Origin of the sequence: Bacteriovorax sp. BSW11_IV, from assembly GCF_000447755.1 — a bacterium.
Lineage (GTDB): Bacteria > Bdellovibrionota > Bacteriovoracia > Bacteriovoracales > Bacteriovoracaceae > BSW11-IV.
This window is the reverse complement of the sequence record NZ_AUNE01000009.1, coordinates 107,172-129,887: the sequence shown is the minus strand read 5'-3', so window position 1 is coordinate 129,887 and position 22,716 is coordinate 107,172. Positions and strand designations below refer to the sequence as shown.

13 protein-coding genes and 1 riboswitch are annotated in these 22,716 nt (G+C 38.4%); of the genes, 7 read left to right on the top strand and 6 right to left on the bottom strand.

The window, feature by feature from the left end:
• Positions 1–132: 132 nt before the first annotated feature.
• The 6 genes from M899_RS02945 (at position 133) to M899_RS02920 (ending at position 15,186) form a co-directional block, all read left to right on the top strand.
• The gene (locus tag M899_RS02945; RefSeq protein WP_034727555.1) at positions 133–9,723 is read left to right on the top strand and encodes a tandem-95 repeat protein; all 9,591 of its coding nucleotides are present in this window, start codon (positions 133–135) and stop codon (positions 9,721–9,723) included.
• A 105-nt stretch (positions 9,724–9,828) separates the two neighbouring features.
• Entirely contained in the window at positions 9,829–10,134 is a 306-nt protein-coding gene (locus M899_RS02940; RefSeq protein WP_021269921.1) for a 5-fold beta-flower protein, read from the top strand.
• A 75-nt stretch (positions 10,135–10,209) separates the two neighbouring features.
• Positions 10,210–10,317: riboswitch (TPP riboswitch) on the top strand.
• Positions 10,307–11,725: a sodium:solute symporter family protein gene (locus tag M899_RS02935; RefSeq protein WP_034727552.1), complete on the top strand. Its 1,419-nt coding sequence runs from the start codon at positions 10,307–10,309 to the stop codon at positions 11,723–11,725. Its footprint overlaps the riboswitch before it by 11 nt.
• A gap of 101 nt (positions 11,726–11,826) precedes the next feature.
• Positions 11,827–14,133 (top strand): NADP-dependent malic enzyme, encoded by a 2,307-nt coding sequence (locus M899_RS02930; RefSeq protein ID WP_021269817.1) that lies wholly within the window; start codon positions 11,827–11,829, stop codon positions 14,131–14,133.
• 11 nt (positions 14,134–14,144) lie between these two features.
• The gene (locus M899_RS02925) at positions 14,145–14,528 is read left to right on the top strand and encodes a Rid family detoxifying hydrolase (protein ID WP_021269815.1); all 384 of its coding nucleotides are present in this window, start codon (positions 14,145–14,147) and stop codon (positions 14,526–14,528) included.
• A gap of 1 nt (position 14,529) precedes the next feature.
• Positions 14,530–15,186 carry a YdcF family protein gene (locus tag M899_RS02920; protein ID WP_081653706.1) on the top strand — a complete coding sequence of 219 codons (657 nt, stop codon included), beginning with the start codon at positions 14,530–14,532 and terminating at the stop codon, positions 15,184–15,186.
• Here the strand turns inward: M899_RS02920 and M899_RS02915 are convergent.
• The 5 genes from M899_RS02915 to M899_RS02895 form a co-directional block, all read right to left on the bottom strand.
• Positions 15,183–17,372 (bottom strand): RelA/SpoT family protein, encoded by a 2,190-nt coding sequence (locus tag M899_RS02915; RefSeq protein ID WP_021269855.1) that lies wholly within the window; start codon positions 17,370–17,372, stop codon positions 15,183–15,185. The genes M899_RS02920 and M899_RS02915 overlap by 4 nt on opposite strands.
• Positions 17,373–17,382: 10 nt before the next feature.
• Positions 17,383–17,961, bottom strand: coding sequence for a guanylate kinase (gene gmk / locus M899_RS02910; RefSeq protein WP_021269837.1), 579 nt, complete (start codon positions 17,959–17,961; stop codon positions 17,383–17,385).
• A gap of 21 nt (positions 17,962–17,982) precedes the next feature.
• The gene (locus M899_RS02905; protein WP_021269828.1) at positions 17,983–18,858 is read right to left on the bottom strand and encodes a YicC/YloC family endoribonuclease; all 876 of its coding nucleotides are present in this window, start codon (positions 18,856–18,858) and stop codon (positions 17,983–17,985) included.
• A 9-nt stretch (positions 18,859–18,867) separates the two neighbouring features.
• Positions 18,868–19,845, bottom strand: a complete 978-nt coding sequence (locus M899_RS02900) for an acetyl-CoA carboxylase carboxyltransferase subunit alpha (RefSeq protein ID WP_021269840.1) — start codon at positions 19,843–19,845, stop codon at positions 18,868–18,870.
• A gap of 170 nt (positions 19,846–20,015) precedes the next feature.
• A complete protein-coding gene (locus M899_RS02895; RefSeq protein ID WP_034727547.1) occupies positions 20,016–20,663 on the bottom strand; it encodes a hypothetical protein in 648 nt (215 codons plus the stop codon).
• A gap of 226 nt (positions 20,664–20,889) precedes the next feature.
• Here M899_RS02895 and M899_RS02890 point away from each other — a divergent pair, with 226 nt between their 5' ends.
• Complete coding sequence (locus M899_RS02890) at positions 20,890–21,759, top strand: hypothetical protein (RefSeq protein ID WP_021269829.1); 870 nt, start codon at positions 20,890–20,892, stop codon at positions 21,757–21,759.
• On the opposite strand, the gene M899_RS02885 is transcribed toward M899_RS02890, so the two are convergent.
• Entirely contained in the window at positions 21,752–22,612 is an 861-nt protein-coding gene (locus M899_RS02885) for a sigma-54-dependent transcriptional regulator (RefSeq protein ID WP_021269827.1), read from the bottom strand. The genes M899_RS02890 and M899_RS02885 overlap by 8 nt on opposite strands.
• Positions 22,613–22,716: the final 104 nt, after the last annotated feature.

The following is a 22,716-nucleotide window of genomic DNA, read 5'->3' as shown; positions in this document are numbered from 1 at the left end:
AATAACTCTAAGGAGATATTATTTATCACCTAAATTATAACGACAAGAATGAGTAAAATTCTTTGACCCATTAATATCGCACCGAATCAACCGAATAGAGTTAAGATTTATTAAGAATCTTTAGACAGGTGGTTGAGTATCAAATTTCTTAATAAAATTTTACTGCCCTTATTTGCAATTGTGACTGTAGGGATCTTTTTAACTTTAAAAAAAGATCCTGAAACTACAATTGTTAAAGACCCATCATATAATTACTCTCTCAAACTAAATAATAGAGAGCTCTCTAGCTACAGATCACCAGCTTCAAAAAAGCGAGAAGAAAAAGCAAACAAAGAAGCTACTCAACAAATATCAACAAACTTAATTAAGAATTCACAAAATGAATCACTCGACTCATTTGAGGATGAAGACACTTACTCTGAAGATTCAAAACCTTCAAAATTAAAGCCAAGCAATTCTTTTTCACAACTACCACAGTCGCAAGGATCCTATTCTGCAAATGATTTAAGCTATGAATCATCTAGTTCAAGTAGCGTAAGCACACCAGGAAGTTCATACACTGAGGCCTCGAAAACAACTTCTAAAACAGATGGCCCAACTTACCTAGGTGCCCCAACAGAAGAGTCAGCTTCAAGCAATGGATCAAGTTCGACAACAACTTCTTCATCAAGTAGCAGTGGCTCATTTTCAGGAGACACAACACCTCCGGCCCTTTCAAATCCTCCAATGATTAAAGGGAAGATCATCTCAGATAGTCCACTTGTCTTTAATAAGAACTATGAGCTCATTCAAAGTGCATATGCAGCGTCTTCATGTGTAGATCCAAGAATTCTTCTTGTGGATTTAAAAAACTATTCTGTTCTTATGGATAATCCAATATCAGAACAGGATATTGATAGCTCGACGGCCTTCTCTTTTGATCCGCTAACTCTATCACTAGATTTGAACACTCCAAGCCGATACATGCTCCAAACTCTTGGATGTGAAGTCAATTTTCAAAGAATCATTACAAGTTTCTATGCTGATCAAGATCTTGATCCAGTAACAACTCTTATCTCTAAAGTTCTAAACACTAAAGTAGTGACAAATTTAGAGTCTGTGAACCCTGAGGCCATTCAAGATATTTACAATAAGGTAGGATCAGAGGCCAAGAATGAAAGTAATTTAGAAACGATTTATGGAGTAATTGAAAGTAATACTTCAATCAATCAAAGTTTTAGCTCGGCCTTCTCTGGAAGTAATGCAAACCAACTAGAAAACGCGGCTCCAGATATCAACAATATTCAATACCAAGTTAAATTAAAAGAGAAAGATACATTTATCTATAACGTAAACGCATACCACTGGAACACATCATACACTATTGGATACGAATGGCGCGTTGATGGTGTTGTTAAATCTAATTCTAAAACTTGGACATATATACCAAGGGCCAATTCAAAAAGGACTGAAATTGTTACTTTAATAGTAGGGAAGAAAAACTCTTCAGATGATAATGTAGATACAACAAACTTCCCATACCATGAATTAAATTTCGACACAGAAATTGAGAATGTTCTTAATCCAATAGCACCAGCAATTGCACTAGGAGGTTTTTCAACTAATCCTAGTAGTACTAGAAATATTACTATCACTTTCAATACAGGTAATTCTATTGGTGGAGATTACTTTGAAAATTGTGAGACCTTTGACAAAATGGCCATCACAGAAAACAATGAAACACCTGCAGATGCTGATTTTATCTATTCGTGTCTCAATGGTCCAAATGATAATATCAATTATACAATCCAAGAGCCTAGTGAAGGTACTGTTACTCTGAAATTATGGACTAAAGACTTATCTGAAGCTGTTTCAGAAACTCCTTCAGAGCTCCCTATCTTTATTGATACATCGGCTCCAGTTCTTGCATTTTCAAATCTACTCTCTTCGTATAGAGCTGATGAGACATTCACTATCGCATGGACTGCTACTGAATCAAATTCAAGTAGCGCCTCAACTTTTCAAGTTGAATTTTACAATGGTTCAAGTTGGTCAACCATTGCAAATATCAACTCACTAGATGGTGAACTTAATAACACAACATTTAGTACAGACTTTCTTTTCCCGAATCAAAATATAATTGGGGCAAAATTTAAAGTTACTTTCACTGATACCCTTGGACAATCTACAATTCTAGAATCAAATACTTTTGCAGTTGAAAGACCGATTCTAGGGATTAGTCCTTCAACATTGAGTATGGGTAATGTTGCCAACAACTCCACTTCATCTGACTTTACAATTACTGTCTCAAACACAGGTAATGTATCAACAAAAAATTGTACAACTTCAATAACTGGTACAAATGCTGTTGAATTTAATTTTGCAAGTAATTCATGTGATAGTTCACAGGTATCAGCAAATGGAACTTGTACAGTAGATATAAATGCTACTCCAACAGATAAAGGTGTGAGAACAGCAACTTTCAATCTTATATGTGGTCTTGATACCATTTCCGCAAATATTGATTTAACAGCTACGAATAATTCACCTACAAATGCAGCAGATCAAAACTTCGCGACAAACGAAGATACAAATACATCTTTTACAGTATCTGCCTTCACTGACAGTGACGGTGATCCACTTACTTATGAGATTGTAGGAACAACTTCAAATGGTGTTCTTTCAAATTGTTTGCAGTCTAATACAGATCTCATCTGTGACTATGCACCAAATCCAAACTATTTCGGCCAAGATTCTTTTACTTATAGAGCTTACGATGGAAACACATACTCTGCAGTATCGACTGTAACAATTGACGTTAATGCCGTGAATGATGCTCCTACTCTAGCGGCATCGCAGTCTGTTTCGACATCAGAAGACACTCCTCTTACATTTGCTCTAACGACAGGTGCAGACATTGAAGGATCACCCCTAACATATATAAAAGTTAGTGACACGGCCGATGGAACGATCTCTTGTGTGGGTGGAACGAGTAATTCTTGTACTTATACACCTAACCCAAATTTTAACGGTACTGACTCGTTCACATATAAAGTAAACGACGGAAGTCTAGATTCAACAATCGCAACAGTAACGATTACAATTTCTCCCGTAAATGATGCCCCTGTAATGCCTGCAGATCAGACGGCTTCAACAAATGAAGATAATGCAGTTAATTTCACGCTCTCAAATGCAACAGATATTGATATACCTGCTCAGACTATATCTTACAAAATCATTTCAGCTCCCACTAATGGAGTGCTTTCAAATTGTATTACAACAGGCGCCTATGGTTCTGACCTAACTTGTACTTACTCTCCAAACTCTAATTTCAATGGAACTGATTCATTTACCTATATTGCAAATGACACTGTAACGGATGCCGCTTCAGTGGCAACAATGACAATTACAATAAATGCCGTAAATGATGCTCCAACACTTATAGCAACACAAACTGTTTCAACGAATGAAGACACTCTTGTGAATTTTTCATTAAATGCTGGAACTGATATAGAAGGAGATTCGCTAACTTACATTATCGAATCAAATCCGGCCACAGGAACATTAAATTGTGCAGGAGGAACGAGTACCTCTTGTAGCTACATGCCTGGTACAAACGAAACAGCAAGTGTGACATTCACATATAAAGTATTTGATGGTGCCCTTAACTCTAATACTGCAACTGTAACAATTAATATTACTGCAGAAAATGATCCCCCTGTTGTTGGTGCAAATCAAAATCTTTCGACACCAGAAGATACAGCTCTAAACTTCACTATTAATAGTGGTAGTGATGTTGATTTACCGGCCCAAACTTTAAGCTATAAAGTTGTAACAGCTCCAACTCATGGAACACTTACAAATTGTATAACAACAGGTTCTTACTCAACTGATTTAACCTGTACATATACACCGTCTGCTAATTACAACGGTTCTGACTCATTTACTTATAGAGTTAATGATGGCCTTGCAGACTCTTCTGCAGTTGCCAGCGTTTCTTTTACAATTACTGCAGTAAATGACATCCCAACAGTGGCCGCGACTCAATCAGTAAGTACTGATGAGGATGTAGCGCTAAATTTCTCACTTAATGCTGGAAGTGATATTGAAGGCTCTACTCTAAGCTATATCATTGTTTCGAATCCAACAAATGGAGCATTAAGTTGTACAGGTGGAACAAGTAGAGCTTGTACATATTCTCCTAACGCAAACTATAACGGAAGTGACTCATTCACATATAAAGTTAATGATGGGACGGCTGATTCGAGTGTTGCGACTGTTACAGTTACAATCAATCCAACAAACGATGCTCCAACTCTTGGTGCTAATCAAACTTTGGCCACCAACGAAGACACGGTGCTAAATTTCACAATTAACAATGGTGCAGACATTGATCTTCCATCGCAAACTTTAAGCTACAAGGTTGTGAGTGGCCCGACAAAAGGTGTTCTTAGTAATTGTATCTCTACGGGGTCATACTCGACAGATCTCACTTGTACATACACTCCAAATCCTAATTTAAATGGAAGTGATTCTTTTACATATTTAGTTAACGATGGGCTTGTTGACTCAGTTGCTGTAGCGACAGTTACGATCAATATTACAGCAGTTAATGATGCTCCAACTTTAGCATCAACTCAAAGCGTATCAACAAATGAAGATACTCCGGTAACATTTGACCTTCAAGCGGGCTCTGATATTGAATCTGATCCATTAACATACATAAAAGTCACAAATACAGCGAATGGTACTATTTCATGCACAGGCGGTTCAAGCCGTTCTTGTACTTACACACCAAATCCAGACTTTAACGGTTCTAATTCTTTTACTTACAAAGTTAATGATGGGGCCCTCGATTCATCTATCGCAACAGTTACAATTACAGTAAACCCTGTTAATGACAGACCAGTAATGGGAGCAAACCAATCATTTACAACAGATGATATAACTCCAATTAATTTCACTATTAATAATGCGACAGATATCGACTCAGGTAGTTTGAGCTACAAAATAGTAACGGCTCCAACTCATGGAGCAATTTCAAATTGTATTACAACAGGTAGTTATGGTACGGACCTTACTTGTACATTCACACCAACTCTTAACTATAATGGTAGTGATAGCTTTACTTACATTGCAAACGACGGCTCACTTGATGCGGCCGCAGTGGCAACAATTTCATTCACAATAAATGATAAAACACCTGCCCCTGCTCCAGCTATTGCACTGTCTTCTGCTGTATATACAAATTCAACGGCAATTACATTTACGGCCTCGAGCTGTACAGACACTCCTTTTTTACTAGTAAATGAATCGTCTGCTCCTCTCGCTGGGGATAGTGGATGGCAAGCATGCTCAACTTCAGCCAATGCCATCACTTATACAACATCGACATCACAAGGAAGTCACACTTTAAAAGTCTGGTCTAAAGACACTTATGGCAACGTTTCAACAACTTCGACAAATGCATCAATTGTATATGATACAGTTGCACCAACTTTTGCCTTAACAAATCCACCACCTGTTCGCGGTGGACAAACTTATTCTTTAGCATGGACAGCGACTGAACTTAATACAACAACATCGCTTAACTTCACAGTAGATTTCTATAACGGAAGTGCATGGTCAACGATAGGAACAACAGCATCAACTACTGGACCTTTAAGTAATACGGCCTTCACAAAATCATGGACAGTTCCATCGTTAAATATTTCTAACGCTAAATTTAGAGTATCTTTCACAGATCGTGCAGGAAATTCAAATACTGTTACATCAGCAGATTTCACAATTGATTCAATTGCACCGGCATTAGCGATTTCATCGCCGGCCAATAATAGTTATCACCGATCAAGTGCAACTTTAATAGGTACATGTGAAACTGGTTTAAATATTACGTTTAGTGGTGATATTCAAGCGACATTCAATATTGCTTGTTCTGGTGGTTCATTTAATCAGCTCGTTAACTTTTCAGACAATGATGGTACAAAGACTATTAACCTATCTCAAACAGATGCCGCAGGTAATATTACGACAGTATCGCGAGACCTTATTAGAGATGAGGTTGCTCCTGTAATGACTAAGACAGGTGGAATTTCTCCAGACTTTACAAAAAACAACACTCCAAATGCTTGGTCAGGTGTGTGTGAAGGGAACTATACAATTTCTGTATCAGGAAGTCAGACGACAACATTTAATTGTACTTCTGGTTCTTGGTCTTGGACACCGTCAAGTAAAACTGTCGATGGTGTTTATTCTTATGACCTCGTTCAAACTGATGCTGCAGGAAATACATCGGCTCCTCCACTAACTTTATCATGGGAGCGTGATGCAACTCCTCCAGCATTTGCGGTGACAGCACCATTTGCCCTTTCTAGCGGTGGTACAAAAAATCTTTTAAATAATGCAAGCTCTGTTTCATTAACAGGAAGCTGTGAAGGGACAAATACTATTCAAGTAACTGGAGATGCAACGAATACATTCTCATGTTCTTCATCGAGCTGGACTTGGAACTCTCCAACATTCACAACAGATGCGACGAGATCGTTTGTATTTAATCAAACAGACTCAGCAGGAAATATTTCTACACTAACTTTAAATTGGACAAGAGACACAACAGGTCCTGCACTTACAATCGCTAAGACACTTGTTAAATCGAATACTGACACAGAAACTTTCACAGGTAACTGCGAAGACGGTCTAACAATTACTGTTTCAGGAGCGCAGTCGACAACCACAACTTGTACTTCAGGGACATGGTCATTCACAACAGCTTCGAATACTACAGATGCGACAAGAACTTATTCATTTGCTCAAACAAATGCCACTTCTAATACGACGACAGTGTCTGTCGATTGGATTAGAGAAACAAATATTCCAACAGTCTCATCTTTCTCAACGACTGCCCCTGACCCAACAACTTCAAGTTTCATCCCAGTGAACTTAAGTGCAACTTCTGCCAATTCAGAAGTTAATATCTCCCATATGTGTATTAAGTCTAATAACTCGACTAAACCACTTTCTGATGATGGATGCTTTATCGCAGTCAACTCTCCTTCTGTGGGGCAAGCTCTTTCTCCAAGCTTGAGCTTAACTAATTATTCTTATCTCCTAGGCTGGTCACCTGTTACCTATAATGTTTTTGTATGGGTAATGGATGAAGCAAAAAATATTTCTGATCTTTCTGCTGCCGGAGCAGGTACAGATGGAATAGATACTCTTTCAAGAACATATGACCCTGGTCAGCCTCCAACAATCTGGGACGTTGTGGCCGGGAATGATCCAAATATGACAAACCCTCCAACAAGAGCGCAATCTTCAGTTCCTGCAGGTAGTGATGTTTATGTTCGTTGGAAGACTTCTGATAATACGGCCATTCCAACAAACGGAATCACTCTATACTATACTGCCGATGAAATTAGCTTCACAGAAATCGTATCTGGACTTAGTTTAGCAAATCATGGCTGTACAGGTTATTCTCTACAAGCTGATGAAGGTTGTTATAAGTGGACAGGGGGATCTCCTCTAAATACTTCATACAAAATTCGTGTAAAAGTCACTGACGCTGATGGAACAAGTACACAACTTGTTTCAAATCCAATGAACTCTGACACTATTAAAATCATTGCTGGTAACACTGAATCAGGACTTGGTGGTTCTGCTCAAACTGCACTCTTTTTTACACGTAAAAACGGTAGTGAAGCAGACCCTCACTCTCTAGTCGTAACAAACAATGGTCGATTTTTTGTGGCCGACTATAAACGAGGAATTCTCACAATTGATCCAACAGATGGAAAGCAAAAAGTTTTCATCCCAACGACGGGTACGTCATCTGGTGACGGTGGTCCAGCAGAAAGTGCGACTCTAAGATATCCGACAAAGATAGCGCTAGACTATCAAGGTCGTCTACTTATCATGGATACAAATAGAATTAGACGAGTGGATTTAAATCAATCAACACCAACAATTGAAACGATAATTGGTGGAGGTTCTGACACTGGTGACACCGTGGCAAACCCACTTGATGTTTCAATCTATACTCACTCATCAAACTCTTGGACGACAAGAGGGATGGTTTTCTTTGCTACTCCGAATGGTGATATCTATTTCCATTCCGACTATGCTCTTAAAGATTACAATAAAACGTTTTACAGAATTAGAATTTACAAGGCCTCAACTGGTCAAGTTATCAGTAAGTACTTCACAGGTAATGGGGATAACTACGACGCCACGACAGATCTTATGAAGTGTCGTCTTCACAATCCAGGGCTTCGCTTTGATATTTCAACTTCAGAATTAACAGGAGTTAGAACAAATAATTATCGTCACTATAACTATCCTGATTGTGATAATGACAATAATCCTGCAACAACAAGCGGTGATCGCTATGTTGTAAGTTACTACGATCCTGCAACTTTCACTGCAATCTCTGCCTACGATGGACATATGAGTTACTACATAAGTTTTGTGGCCACTGGTATGGACGGAAATGTTTACGCTTTTGGCGATAGAAGTTACCTAAATAGAATCAACTTTGACGGAACGGCCACTCGTATCCTAGGTTCAGGAACACGAGGAGTTTGTGCAGATGGAACGAATGCGACATCTTGTAATATGGACCTTCAAGACTTCTTTATTAGTACAAGTGGTAAGATCTACATGCTTGAAGGTGGTCAGATCAGAACTGTTGATGAAAATGGACAAGTGGTGACATTATTTGGTCAAAGACGTTCTTACGGAGATGGTGTAAACGCTCTCAATGCAAGATTTGATAATATCAATAATGTTGTTCGCTTAAATAATGGAAAAATCCTCGTTGGTGATAATACTTCTTACTATATTAAAGAATTTGAAATTGAAGGAAATATCAATATCGTTGCGGGTAATGGTAATTACCAAACAGAACCAAATAAAACGAGTCAGGCCACAACTTTAGGATTCTATGACGGTAGCTGGTGGGCGGCCAACAAAGCAAATGGTGATGTTTATATGCGCGAAAACTACCATGGCCCAGTTATGAGACTAAATAGATCTACGGGCACTTATGAAAGGGTCATTGGCTGTGGAAGTAATTACTATTGGGATAACGATGGACAAACTGGTGTATCGAAAAGATGTAATGGTAACCAGACATATACTTTAGTTCTTGGTTTTGATGGAACTAATCTTCTGACATCAAATATGAAGTACAATGGTACAGAGCTTCACTATGAAGACTTCATGTATAAACTGTACGACACGACTGATTCTTACAGACAGTCTCACCTTGCTGGAACTAACGGAACTGAAACCTATACTGGTGGATACAATGGTCTTTGCGCCTCTGGTTCTACTGCGGCGACATGTAAAATGCCTTACTATAGTTATCTAGGGCTTCCATTTTGGGATGGAGCAAACTCTCGTTGGATTTTTACTCGTAACAGAGAAAGTACATCGGCAGGTCGTGAGATTTATTCAATGACTCAAGGTGGAACTATTGATCAAATTGCATACCTTGCAAGAAGAGCGATATATGGTTACCAATATTTGAAAGTAGGCTCTACTGAGTACTTATACTATTGCCATGACAACGGTATTATCTATCAACACAATATTACGACCAACACTGATATGGGTGCCTTACCTTGGCAAATTTCAAATCTAAGTTGTCGTGGACTTGGTATGGATTACAATCCAACAAACAACTCATTGATTTTCCCATTTGAACAAAATGGGCTCTATGGAGTTGCAGAATACTTCTTGCCGTAGGCATTCTTTAAGAATGGTGCGATTTCGCACAGATGGGATTGGTATTGATTTTCACGAAAAGTGATATAATTAAAGTACCCTAATCCCTTTCGAAGGAGATTGCCTATGTCATCATTTAAAGACACAAGTTACTTTGATCTAGGCTCAGTAGACGGTGACGACATCAAAGTCGGCAGCCGTGTTATTGGTCATGTCGTAAATAACAAAGTAACAAATTCTGACAACGAAACACTCGGCTACATCGCAGGCAACACTATTGTAAATCTCAGAGATAGCGTGATGGCCTATTTTGGAGATGGAGAAATTTTTGATAGTCACCACAACATCATAGGACACTATGAGGGTGGAAATCACACAGGTGCAGGTGGCGCAGCTTATATGATATTTTTTACAAAGAAAAAAGCCGCTTAATTGTTCACAGGGCCTCAAATGAGGCCCTTTTTTTTATTCTCTTTTCACCACAGTCATTAATTGATAAAGTCATTGCAGTCAAATCAGGGGTGCCATACGCGATGGCCGAGAAGAAGGACGCGCCTTCTACTCTTACAACTTGATACAGTTAATACTGTCGAAAGGAGATTTCATGCCGACAATCCAAGAATCCATCAACATTTACGAAACGATCACACCCCTAGACTGGACAGTGTTTTTTATTGTTATTCTCATTACTGTAGCAAGTGTTCTCTATGGGAATAGACTCAAGGCCAATGTAAATTCTGAAGAAGACAATTTTCTAGACCTTCTTCTTATGGGAAGAAAATTAACTCTCCCAATGTTTACCGCAACACTTGTTGCAACTTGGTATGGTGGAATTTTTGGTGTCACCGAGATCGCATTTAATAATGGGATATACAATTTTGTTACCCAAGGTGCTTTCTGGTATGTCTCATACATTATCTTTGCTCTTTTTATGGTAAACAAAGTCAATTCTTATAAAGCGATGACTTTACCTGATTTGATAGAAAAAATGTTCGGACCAAAATCGGCAAAACTTAGTGCTGTTTTTAACTTCTTCAATGTCCTACCTATCGCCTATACGATTTCATTGGGAATTTTTCTCAAAATGATCTTTGGTGGTGAACTTGTTACAAATATGGCCATTGGAATTACATTCGTTCTTCTCTATTCGATTTGGGGAGGGCTAAGGGCCGTTGTTTTTTCCGATTTAATTCAATTTTTTGTCATGTGCTTGGGCGTATTTCTCGTTCTGCTTTTTTCAATCACAGGATTTGGTGGACTTGGTTTTCTTCAAGAAAATCTACCGCAAAGTTATTTCAATCCAACAGGAACTGTGGGACTTGGAACAACTCTTGTGTGGGGCTTTATTGCTCTTTCGACTCTAGTAGATCCAAACTTTTATCAAAGATGTTTTGCGGCAAAATCAAATAAAGTTGCTCGCAACGGAATTCTTGTTTCGACGTTTATTTGGTTTTGTTTTGATATCTGTACAACTTTTGGGGCCATGTATGCCAAGGCGATTATTCCAAATGCTGCTTCAGATACAGCGTATCTTACATACGCTGTTCAACTTCTTCCTGATGGACTTCGCGGTTTTTTCTTGGCCGGTATCTTGGCCACTATTCTTTCGACACTTGATTCTTACTTATTTTTAGCTGGAACAACTATTACTTATGACATGATTCCCAAAAAAATAAGTGCCAAAGTAAACTTCCACCATATTGGTGTTGTAGCAACAGGTATTCTTGCCATTATTCTTGCAAATTCTTTTGATGGAAATATTAAAAAAGTTTGGAAAACCTTGGGCAGCTACTCTGCCGCTTGTTTGCTATTACCTGTTCTTTATGGATATATCTTTCCCAACCGAATCAAAGACAAACAATTCGTTTTTTCATGCCTTCTTGGCGTGGTGGCCACGACCTATTGGCGCAACGCTCAACACACAGGTTTTTGGCAAAATGTAGACGAATTGTATGCAGGAATCTTCGCAACTACCATCGGGCTCGTGATTAGCTCAATTGTAGCGAATATTCGATCAAAATGACACAGCACAAACTTAGAAAAAAGCTGTCCATGGAATGTCATTCCGAGTGAATTAGCGTATGCTTAAGGCGTTTCAATTTTTACTCAAAAAAGGATGCTTTTATGGCAAACAATAATACTGATGAAAAAAAACAAATGGCCCTTGATTACCACTCTTCTGGTCGCCCAGGAAAAATCGAAGTAGTCGCAACGAAGCCATGTCTAACGGCCAACGATCTTTCTAAGGCCTATACTCCAGGTGTAGCAGCACCTTGTCTAGAGATCGCTAAAGATCCAGAACTAGCTTACAAATATACTTCAAAAGGAAACCTTGTTGCAGTTGTATCTAACGGTACTGCTGTTCTTGGTCTTGGTGATATTGGTGCCCTTGCAGGAAAACCTGTAATGGAAGGTAAAGGTGTTCTTTTTAAAAGATTTGCAGACATCGACGTATTCGATATTGAAGTAAATGAAAATACAATTGATGGTATGGTAAAAGTTGTTAGCGCTCTTGAGCCTACTTTCGGTGGTATTAACCTTGAAGATATCAAAGCACCTGAGTGTTTTGAAATCGAACAACAACTTATCGAAAAAATGAATATTCCAGTTTTCCATGATGATCAACACGGAACTGCAATCATTGCTTCGGCAGGTTTCATAAATGCTATTGAAGTTTCTAAGAAGAAAATCAATGAAGTAAAAGTTGTTTTCTCTGGTGCCGGTGCTGCAGCTATGGCATGTGCAAAACTTTTTTATAAAATGGGCGTTAACCCTGCAAACCTACTAATGTGTGACTCTAAAGGAGTTATCTACAAAGGTAGAACTGATGGTATGAATAAGTATAAAGAGGAATTCGCTGTAGAAACTTCTGATAGAACTCTTGCAGACGCTATGATTAATGCTGATGCATTTATTGGATGTTCTGCTCGCGGTGTTCTTACAAAAGAAATGGTAGCGACTATGGCCAAAGATCCAATCATCTTTGCTATGGCAAACCCTGAACCAGAAATCTATCCACACGAAGCTCACGAAGTGAGAACTGACGTTATCATGGCAACAGGAAGATCAGACTTCCCTAACCAAGTTAACAACGTTCTAGGCTTCCCTTTTATCTTCCGTGGTGCCCTAGATGTTAGAGCAACTAAGATTAACGATGAAATGAAACTTGCAGCAGTTTACGCTCTTGCAAATCTTGCAAAAGAAGAAGTGCCTGAAGAGGTAAAACTAGCTTATGGAAACGAAGAGTTCTCATTTGGTCGTGAATACCTTATTCCAAAACCATTTGATACAAGAGTACTTACTCGTCTAGCTCCAGCAGTTGCTAAAGCAGCTATGGACTCAGGAGTAGCACGTCATAAAATTTACGATTTAAAAGAGTACGCTTCACAACTTGAAGACAGGCTGGGAACAAACGGTGCCTTCATGAAAGGTCTACGTGATAAAGTTTCATCTCTTGTAAAAAAACGTGGTAAAAAAGTTAGAACTGTTTTTGCAGAAGGTTCAAACTCACGCGTTCTTCAAGCTGTTAAGTCTCTTCTTGAAGATGATAAGATCGAGCCGGTACTTCTTGGAAATCCAAAATCAATCCATAATAAAATGGAAGCTCTTGGACTTGAAGAACTTAAATCAGTTGAAATCATCAAACCAAGTAAGCACCCAAAATTTACAGAATTCTATACTGAATACTGTAAAGAAAAACAAAGAAATGGTGTGAGCATCTACCATGCTGAAGATTTAATGTCTCAAGAGAACTACTTTGGTTCAATGATGGTTAGAAAAGGACTTGCAGATTCACTTATCGCAGGACCAACTCTTTCCTATCCAGAATGTATGAAACCAATTCTAAGTGTTGTTGGAACTAAAGAAAAGAAATTGGCCGCAGGTGTTTATATCCTAATGTTCAAAAATAGAATTCTTTTCTTTGCTGACTGTACGGCCCAAATAAATCCAAGTGCAGAGTCACTTTGTGAGATCGCTAACTCTACAGCAGATCTTTACCGTAATCTAATGAAGAAAGAGCCAAGAATTGCTTTCTTAAGCTACTCAAGCTTTGGATCAAACAACACTGATGATGTTAAAAAGATGAAAAAAGCTGTTCAGATTACTAAAGAGAAATATCCAAAACTAAAAGTTGAAGGTGAAATGCAAGCAGACGTTGCAGTTAACCACAACATTATGAAAAAACTTTTCGACTTCAGTGAACTTGATCAAGCTGCCGACATTCTGATTTTCCCAGAGCTAAACTCTGCAAACATCAGCTACAAACTTCTTCAACAACTTTCTGATGCTGATGCCATTGGACCAATTCTTGTTCCGATGAAATCTTCAGTAAATATTGTTCAAAGAACAGCTCCGGTATCAGAGATTATTAACATGGTAATTCTAAATGCCCTTCTTGCTCTTGAAGAAGAAACAAAGAAAGAAAAGTAATAGGAATTTTTATGAGCTTTAAGAAAAATATTATTAATACAGATAAGGCCCCTGCAGCAGTTGGAACATACTCACAAGGGGTTGAGCATAACGGAACATACTACTTCTCAGGACAAATTGGTCTTGAGCCTAGCACTATGGCCCTTAAGGAAGGATTTGCAGCTCAGCTTGACCAAATCCTTGCCAATATTGATGGTCTGCTAGAAGCATGTTCATTAACTCGTGAAAATATTATTAAAACAAGTATCTTTGTAACAGACCTTGGAAACTTTGGTCTTGTTAATGAAGCATACACAAAATATTTTCAAGCACCTTACCCAGCAAGATCATGTGTTGAAGTGCCTGCACTTCCAAAAGGTGCTCTTGTTGAAATCGAAGTAATCGCAGCAAAATAGGATGTTTAAGAGTAAGTATTTATTCGAAACACGACGAACCAGGACCTTGAGGTATTTAAAAAATACCTCATTCCTGATTTTTATAGGTGGTGTCTTCTACACCATCTTCTGCCTACTCTTTCTTATTGTCTCCAAAAACGAAACGACCCTTTCAAAAGAAGCCTTTTTCAAACGACCTCCCGATCTCATTGTAGTATTCACTGGTGACCAAGGAAGAATTCCTCATGCCATGGAACTTGCAAAAGAATATAATCAGTCCAATATTTTTATTACTGGTGTTTATTCTAAAAACTCGGTTAATACTTTGATTCAGCCTTTGAATCTGGAAGGGCTTGTAGACCCTGATCTTTTGAATATTGACTATCTCGCTCGCAATACTGTTGAGAACGTTTTAGCGACTCTTCAGTTTCTACGAACTAAAAATGGTATTAAAACAGTACTCATTGTTTCAAGTGATTATCATATTATGAGAATCAAACTTATTTTAGATAAGGTAAAAGTATCAGAAGATGATTACAATTTTAACTATGCGGGTGTACCAACAGATTATTCAAGGCCAAGAAGTCTAAAGATTCTATATACGGAGGCCTTTAAATACCTCCGCACATATTTCTTTTTACTTTTATGGGAATCGGAACAGCAAATCTACTTAGATTAAGCTCTTGTTACAGTGATTACTTCTTCGATTGCTTCAATCGCACTGATTGTCTTTAAAAGTTCAGAATAGTCTTTAACTTCAATTTCAAAAACAAATGAACCTTTACGATCTTGTAGAGATTTCGCAAGGGCAGAACGAATATTAACTCCGATATTATTGATGGCCTTAGAAATTGTAGAAAGAATTCCCGGCTTATCATGAGTAATAATTCTAACGTTCACTGGATGCTTGAAACTAAAGTCAGGGTTCCATTCTACGTGAATTCGACGAGACATATCGAGTTCAATTCTTGCACAGTCTTCCTTATGTACAGTGATCCCACGTCCACGAGTGACAAATCCAAGAATTGGGTCCCCAGGAATTGGGTTACAACATCTGGCCATCCTTACAAGAACATCATCCATACCATCAACGATTACGGCATTATCTTTATTTGATTTACGACGAGCGGATTTAGAAAGTTTCTTAGAAAGTGTATCCACTTCTTCGATTTTCTTTTTAAGCTCATCCTCTTTTTGAGAGGCCTTCAGCGTTGGGATATATTCAATGACATTTTGAACAGTATATTTTCCAGAACCAATATATTGATAGAGTTCATCTTCATTTCTACACTTAAGTTCTTTAAGAGCTTGTTTCATCTCTCCAGATTTGATTGTAGATTTAATTGAACTTGAAAAGACTTTTAGTGCCTTATCAAGCATTTGCTCACCAAGTTCTCTATTTCTTTCGCGTTCAACTTTTAGAAGCCATTGACGAATTTTAGATTTCGCCTTAGACGACTTAACAATATTCATCCAGTCTTTTGAAGGATTTTGCGTCTTACTTGTTAAGACTTCAATCGTATCTCCAGACTTTAATGTATAGCGAAGAGGAACCATTCTTCCGTTTACTTTGGCCCCTACACAATGATTTCCAACCTCTGTGTGAACGGCATAAGCAAAATCTAGTGGAGTCGCACCGTAACGCAGTTCTTGGACGTCACCTTTAGGAGTGAAGACAAAAACACCACCGATATCAAGGTCATTTTTAACAACGTCCATGAATTCAGAGTTACTTTCAACGGCCTGGTTGAATTCAAGAAGTTCTTGAATCCAATCAAGTTTTTTAGAACCACTGACGAGCCCTTCTTTATATTTCCAGTGAGCAGCAACCCCGCGCTCAGCAACTTCGTCCATGTCTTGAGTTCTAATTTGAATCTCAATTCTCTCGGCCTGTGGGCCAATTACAGTGGTGTGAAGAGACTGGTAGTTGTTTACTTTTGGGATGGCAATATAGTCTTTAAATCGACCAGGAATTGGCGTAAACGCTGAGTGGATAATACCAAGACCTTTATAACATTCTGTAATATTACTTACGATAACTCTGAAGGCCAGAATATCAGTAATCTGATCGAAGTCTACGCCTCTTGCTACCATCTTCTTATAAATTGAGAAGAAGTGCTTCGGACGACCTTTTACATAGGCCTTCATAGAGTATTCAAGTAACTTTTCTTCGATAATTTCAATCGTCTGCTTAATATAGGTTTCGCGATCAGATTTTTTCATCGCGATCTTCTCAGCAAGACGGTAGTAAATATCAGGGTGTAAAAATCTTAAGCAAAGATCTTCAAGCTCAGTCTTAACAGAGTTGATACCCAGTCGACTCGCTAGCGGAACGTAGATATCAAGAGTCTCTTGAGCGATCTTCTTTTGCTTCTCATCAGATACATATTGAAGAGTTCTCATATTGTGCATACGATCGGCGAGCTTAACAATAATAACTCGTAGATCTTTTGCCATGGCCACAACCATCTTACGAAAGTTTTCGGCCTGAGATTCTTCTTTTGTTTTGAACTTAATTTTTGAAATTTTTGTAAGACCGACAACAATTTGAGCGATCTCACTGTTAAACTCTTTTTCTAATTCTTCAGGAGTAACGTCACAGTCCTCAACAACATCGTGTAGAAAACCTGCTGCGATACTGTCGATATCCATGCGAAGTTTAACAAGAGTAGCGGCAACGTTTAGAGGGTGAATGATATACTCTTCACCAGAGCTTCTCATTTGACCTTTGTGCGCTTTCTCTGCAAAGTAATAGGCCTTTCTTAAAAGAGCGAAGTCTGCATCAGGATAGTAGGATTCTACCCTTTTAATAACTTCATCAATTGTAAGATTTCTCTCATGTGAAAAATCCAGTTGTTGAAACACTTACAAACTCCTAATCGCCTTTTAAAATGGCCGCTACCGTTTCCTTAAGTCTCTGGAAGGCCCCTTCGACTTCATCATTTATTATACAATAATCGTAGTCATCTTTGCGTAAAATCTCTTTTTTAGAGTTCTCAAGGCGAACCTTTAATGATTTTTCATCCTCAGTGCCTCTTCCCTTTAAGCGCTTTTCAAGTTCAGTAAGACTTGGGGGCGCAATGAAAATGGCCCTAGACTCATTAGGAAACACATTGATAATCGAATCGGCACCTTGCACATCGAGATCAAATAGAAGGAATTTTCCTTCCTTTAGCTTCTTCTCAACGAAAGATTTACCAGTGGCCTTGTACTCAGAATGAACCTCGGCCCACTCTAAAAACTCTCCCTCATCTCGCATTTCAAAAAACTTCTCTTTGCTAATGAAGAAATAGTGAACACCATCAACCTCTTTCTCACGACGAGGTCTAGTTGTATAAGATATAGATTCAATAAGTTCAGGAAAAGACTCCTTCACTCTTTGAATTAAAGTAGATTTTCCAGTCCCTGATGGACCGATGATAATGACAATTTTTCCGTGCGCATTCGCAGTCATGGACAACTCTTTTTGCGTTTTTTATTCCAAATTGAGGGCCTGCTCGCGGATTTTCTCCAACTGTACTTTCATTTGTACAACTGCATCCGAGATATCCTGCATACCTGATTTGGAACCAATCGTATTAGTTTCTCTATTGAGTTCCTGTATGAGAAAGTCTACTTGTCTACCAATCTCTCCATCGCTAGACAAGAGGCCATCCAATTTTTGCAGGTGTGATTGAATACGGTTGATCTCCTCGTGGACATCAAGTTTTTCTAAGTAAAAAATCACCTCTTGCATAAATCGAGGCTCATCAATTGAGATTTCCTTAGCCGTATCGGCAATTCTCTTTTTTAGTTTATCCTGAACATGGGCCTGGAATGAGTCGGCAAGACCAGTAACGATCTGGTAGTGAGAAAAGTAATTTTCTTTATGGCTTTTAATGACCTCTACGAGCTTAGCCCCTTCTTGTAGGCGCGACTCCTTCAGAGTGTCTAGAGCACCTTTAAAGGCCTCCAGAACAAGGGAAAGTGTTGATTCCGTCCTCGCATCGTCAATGTCCTTATAGAACTCTGAGCGAAGGAAGTCTGTGGCCGATACTTGAATATCAACCCCAGAAGTTTTGGCCATCTTAACGGCCTTATCAAGATAGATTTTAACTTTAGTTTCATCAATATCATCAAAGCGTGAAGTCGATTCAGTTCTTTTGTAGTTCACATAGACATCAAAACTTCCGCGCTTGAAATAGTCGCCAAGGGCCTTTTTCAAATCAAGCTCAACAGAAGAAAATAGTGAAGACATTTTAAAACGTACGTCTTTAAAACGATTATTAACAGACTTGATTTCTACACTAACCGTGTATTCATCGTTTGCTGCTTCCCCACTTCCAAAACCTGTCATTGATTGAATGGCCAAATCGTACTCCTAAATTTCAGTAATTGTTGTGTTACCCATGGCGCGGAATTTTTCAAAACGCGCATCCATAAGCTTTTCTTTATCCATTTTAAGAAGTGCTTTAATTTCTTTCGTTAGCATTTTCTTAACAGTTTCAAAAGTTGCTTCAGGATCTTTATGAGCACCACCCGTTGGTTCTTTGATCATGTCATCAACAACTTTTAGCTCAAGCGCCTTTTGTGGGCTTAAGTTCAAAGCATTTGCCGCTGTTTCAGCTTTCTTAGGGTCGGCCCAAAGAATTGAAGCACATGATTCTGGCGAAATAACTGAGTAAACAGAATATTCCATCATAAAAACTTTATCAGCGATAGCAATTCCAAGAGCACCACCAGAACCACCTTCACCAATGATGATTGAGATGATTGGTGTTTTAACATCAAAAAGCTCTGCTAAGTTTTCAGCGATAGCACTTGCTTGACCGCGCTCTTCAGCTCCGATACCCGGATAAGCACCTGGAGTATCAACAAAAGTTACTACTGGAATATTGAATCTTCCTGCCATTTGCATAACACGAAGAGCTTTCCTGTAACCTTCTGGTCTTGGCATACCAAAATTGTGGTGAACTTTTTCTTTTGTCTTACGACCTTTTTCAATTCCAACTACGGCCACTTTTTGACCATCGATGTAACCAAAGCCTGCAATAATTGCGGCGTCGTCTGCAAAAAATCTGTCCCCGCTAATTTCATGAAAATCAGTTATAACATTACCGATATAATCGATTGCATGGGGTCTATTAGGGTGACGTGAAAGTTGTACTCTTTCCCATGGAGTAAGATTTTCATAAATCTCTTTCATTAGGGTATCAACTTTACTTTGTAGGGCCTTTACTTCTTTTGAAATATCTAAATCAGATTTTTTCGTGGCCTCTTTAAGTTCTTTGATTTGATTTTCTAAATCGCGAACTGGTTTTTCAAACTCAAGGGTATAGTTATTTAATAGATCGCTCATAACCACTCCTGTGAAATTGTGAATTGAGAGCTGTATTGTTATTGGTAAATTTTATCGAGAATAGTACGTTTAGCAGGATAACTCAATGGATGACGCAGTGAAAACTGGTAAAAAAATAGTGACTTTTAAAGCGAATAATTGCTGTAGATAAGGGTTTTGAAATGAAGGGCCTATTCTAAGGCCCATCCCTGTACAACGCCTGATTCAAAATAGACATATTGTAATTTTCCATTGTTATAAAAGGCCCATCTCTCGTTCTGATTGCGAGGATTACCAGCAACGTCGATACGTGTCGGTCTTCCCCATGCACCAACTACCTGATCCTTACTCATTCCCATGAAAATTTCGTTATTACGAACAGATTGGGAACGCAGAAATTGCACGCCACGAGTTTGGGCATAATCGCGACCCATAACCCCTTTTTGGTAGAGGTATTCTCTTTTCTCATAGCTAGAAAGTTGTAAATAATAGATGCGCTCTGAATCATTTTCAAAATAATCGCTTACTTTTTTAAAATCGGCATATTCCCCTTCAGATAGGCCTCTTAATTTGCGAGCAAGTTCATTGCGAATAGATTCATCGTATTCATTTTGCTCACTCTCGGCAGCAGATGCAGGAGTTCTGTCTAAAATTTCTTCTCGTGACCTATAGGCCTGTCCCGTATCCCCAGGAGTCACAGGAAAATCGCGACCAGCAACAAAAAGGCCGTCTGTTTCTCTGTCCATTTCATCGATATAGCTTCTTTGCGCTAACAATTCGGCACACCCATAAAACTGCGACATAAGCAGAAAAAACAAAACAAATTTTAGTTTCGACATATTTCCTCCTGCCCTATAAACAGGGCAACTGCATTTTCTTGTCGAAAGGTCGGCCCAAATCCTTAGAAAAGCCCCATAAACACAGCTCTAAGTGGACATTTTTGCCTTTAAAAAGCCTTAAGTTTAGGGCCGTTATCAAGAATTAATATTGTTGAATTAAAATAAGAATAACCACTTAACTTCTTTGGCCGCTAAACCGATAAGTTGAGTGTAAGAGGAGGCCATTTTGAACTTGTGGCTAAAAATTGAAAAAATTATCAATAATATTTTGGGAACATTTTTTGCTCTTCTTGGTTCATTTATCAAAAAATTAACTCCTTCTAAAATCAAAACAACAATTCGCGAAAGCAAAAAAGTTGCTTCTAATACCAAATCGAATTTGCGTGGTCAGCTTGATAAGACCAAAGAAAAAGCAAATAAACTTGCACACAATTCAACAAAACTTGCCAAACAAAAAATTGAGCAAGCATCACAAAAGGCCCGCAAAGCAAAGAGCTTCGATTGGAAATCAATAGACCTAAAAAAAATTGGGGTAATTTTATTGGCCCTCTTTGGACCAAGGCTTCTCAAATTAAAAATGTGGTATCTATCGCTTAAGCCTATGACCGTTGTGAGCTTTATTGTCGCCGGTGCGGCCACAAGCTTAACAGGAATTACTGTCTATACTCAATCGAAGAGTATTGTTGAAAAAACAACAGAAGCTGAACGTATTCCGGCCAGTGTCATCTCAAAGTATGTTCAAAAGCGTGGAGGAGATCTTCACTTAATTGATCAGAGAAGCTTAAGACTAGGCAATGTACAAATGCCTGTTTATGTAGAATCGCAAAAGCATCTCAACACATTGATTATGGACTTTACCATCATTTCTTCAAATAGATATATTCGTGAATATTTCTTTGATATGAATAATGAAACCCTTCTAAGGGATCGTCTCAGCTCTACTGTACAGCCCTTCTTAACGGATTTTTCACTGGAAGAAGAAGGTAAAACAATTATAAAGAATAAAATCAAAAAAGAAGTAAACGCCCTCATTAAAGACCTTCAGATTAAAGGCGAAGTTGAAGACGTTTACATTCATTCTCTTCTTGCTAATTAATTTGACGTAAATAGCTTCTCAAGGTCGCAGGAGTAATTCCAAGAATCCGGGCCCCCTCTGATACCTTTTCCCCACATTCATGAAAAACACGAAGACAATACTGAGTTTGAACTTCTTTAAGTGTTTTTACTCCTCCAAGAATCTCATTGCTAACAGCGATATCGTGACCAAGACTTTGATCTATTTCATCAAAGTAAAGAACTCTTCCCTTGGTTGAAATCGTTTTTTTTCGTAAATGCCCAATAAGCTGACGAATATTACCTGGCCATTCACAGTTTTGATAATAATGAATGAGTTTACTTTCAACTTGTATATTATTGTCCTGGGCAAAGGACATGCAAACTTGAGCGATTTTTTCTTTTTCTTTTCGTAGTGGAGCCAAGCTATATTGGAATCCAGAACTAATTCTAAAAAAGAAATCTTTTCTCATCTTTCCTTGCTCCACAAGTTTTTTTAAATTTTGTCCTGAAGCACAGATGAGACGAACCTGACTTTCATATTCTTTCATTGCTCCAACTGGACGGACTAGGCCAGAATCAAGAAAGAGCAATAGTTTTGTTTGAACTTCAATTGGCAGAGAATCAATCTCATCCAAAAACAATGTCCCTCGGTTCGCCTCCCTTAGTGCTCCAATCTTATCAGTAACTGCTCCTGTAAAGGCCCCTTTCGAATGCCCAAAGAGCTCACTTTCAATCAACGATAATGAAAAAGATGATAAGTTCACATGGATGAAAGGTCCTAGAAGATTGCTATTTTCATGTATTTTCTTGGCCAAAAAAGACTTACCAGTTCCCGTTTCCCCCTCAAGAAGTAATGAGACATTACTTTCAATAATATTTTTATTAAAAGGCAAATCTTCATTATGCTCTTCAGAATCATCCTGAAAAGTAATTTTATTATATTGAAAATGTATTTCATCCCCTCTTTTGAGAAATGCTTCAAAAACATAATTTCCAT

Bases quoted from the DNA above. Each gene is read 5' to 3' on its own strand.
- M899_RS02925 (WP_021269815.1), top strand. From the start codon at position 14,145: ATGAGCTTTAAGAAAAATATTATTAATACAGATAAGGCCCCTGCAGCA.
- M899_RS02920 (WP_081653706.1), top strand. From the start codon at position 14,530: ATGTTTAAGAGTAAGTATTTATTCGAAACACGACGAACCAGGACCTTG.
- M899_RS02935 (WP_034727552.1), top strand. From the start codon at position 10,307: ATGCCGACAATCCAAGAATCCATCAACATTTACGAAACGATCACACCC.
- M899_RS02940 (WP_021269921.1), top strand. From the start codon at position 9,829: ATGTCATCATTTAAAGACACAAGTTACTTTGATCTAGGCTCAGTAGAC.
- gmk (WP_021269837.1), bottom strand. From the start codon at position 17,961: ATGACTGCGAATGCGCACGGAAAAATTGTCATTATCATCGGTCCATCA.
- M899_RS02895 (WP_034727547.1), bottom strand. From the start codon at position 20,663: ATGTCGAAACTAAAATTTGTTTTGTTTTTTCTGCTTATGTCGCAGTTT.
- M899_RS02900 (WP_021269840.1), bottom strand. From the start codon at position 19,845: ATGAGCGATCTATTAAATAACTATACCCTTGAGTTTGAAAAACCAGTT.
- M899_RS02930 (WP_021269817.1), top strand. From the start codon at position 11,827: ATGGCAAACAATAATACTGATGAAAAAAAACAAATGGCCCTTGATTAC.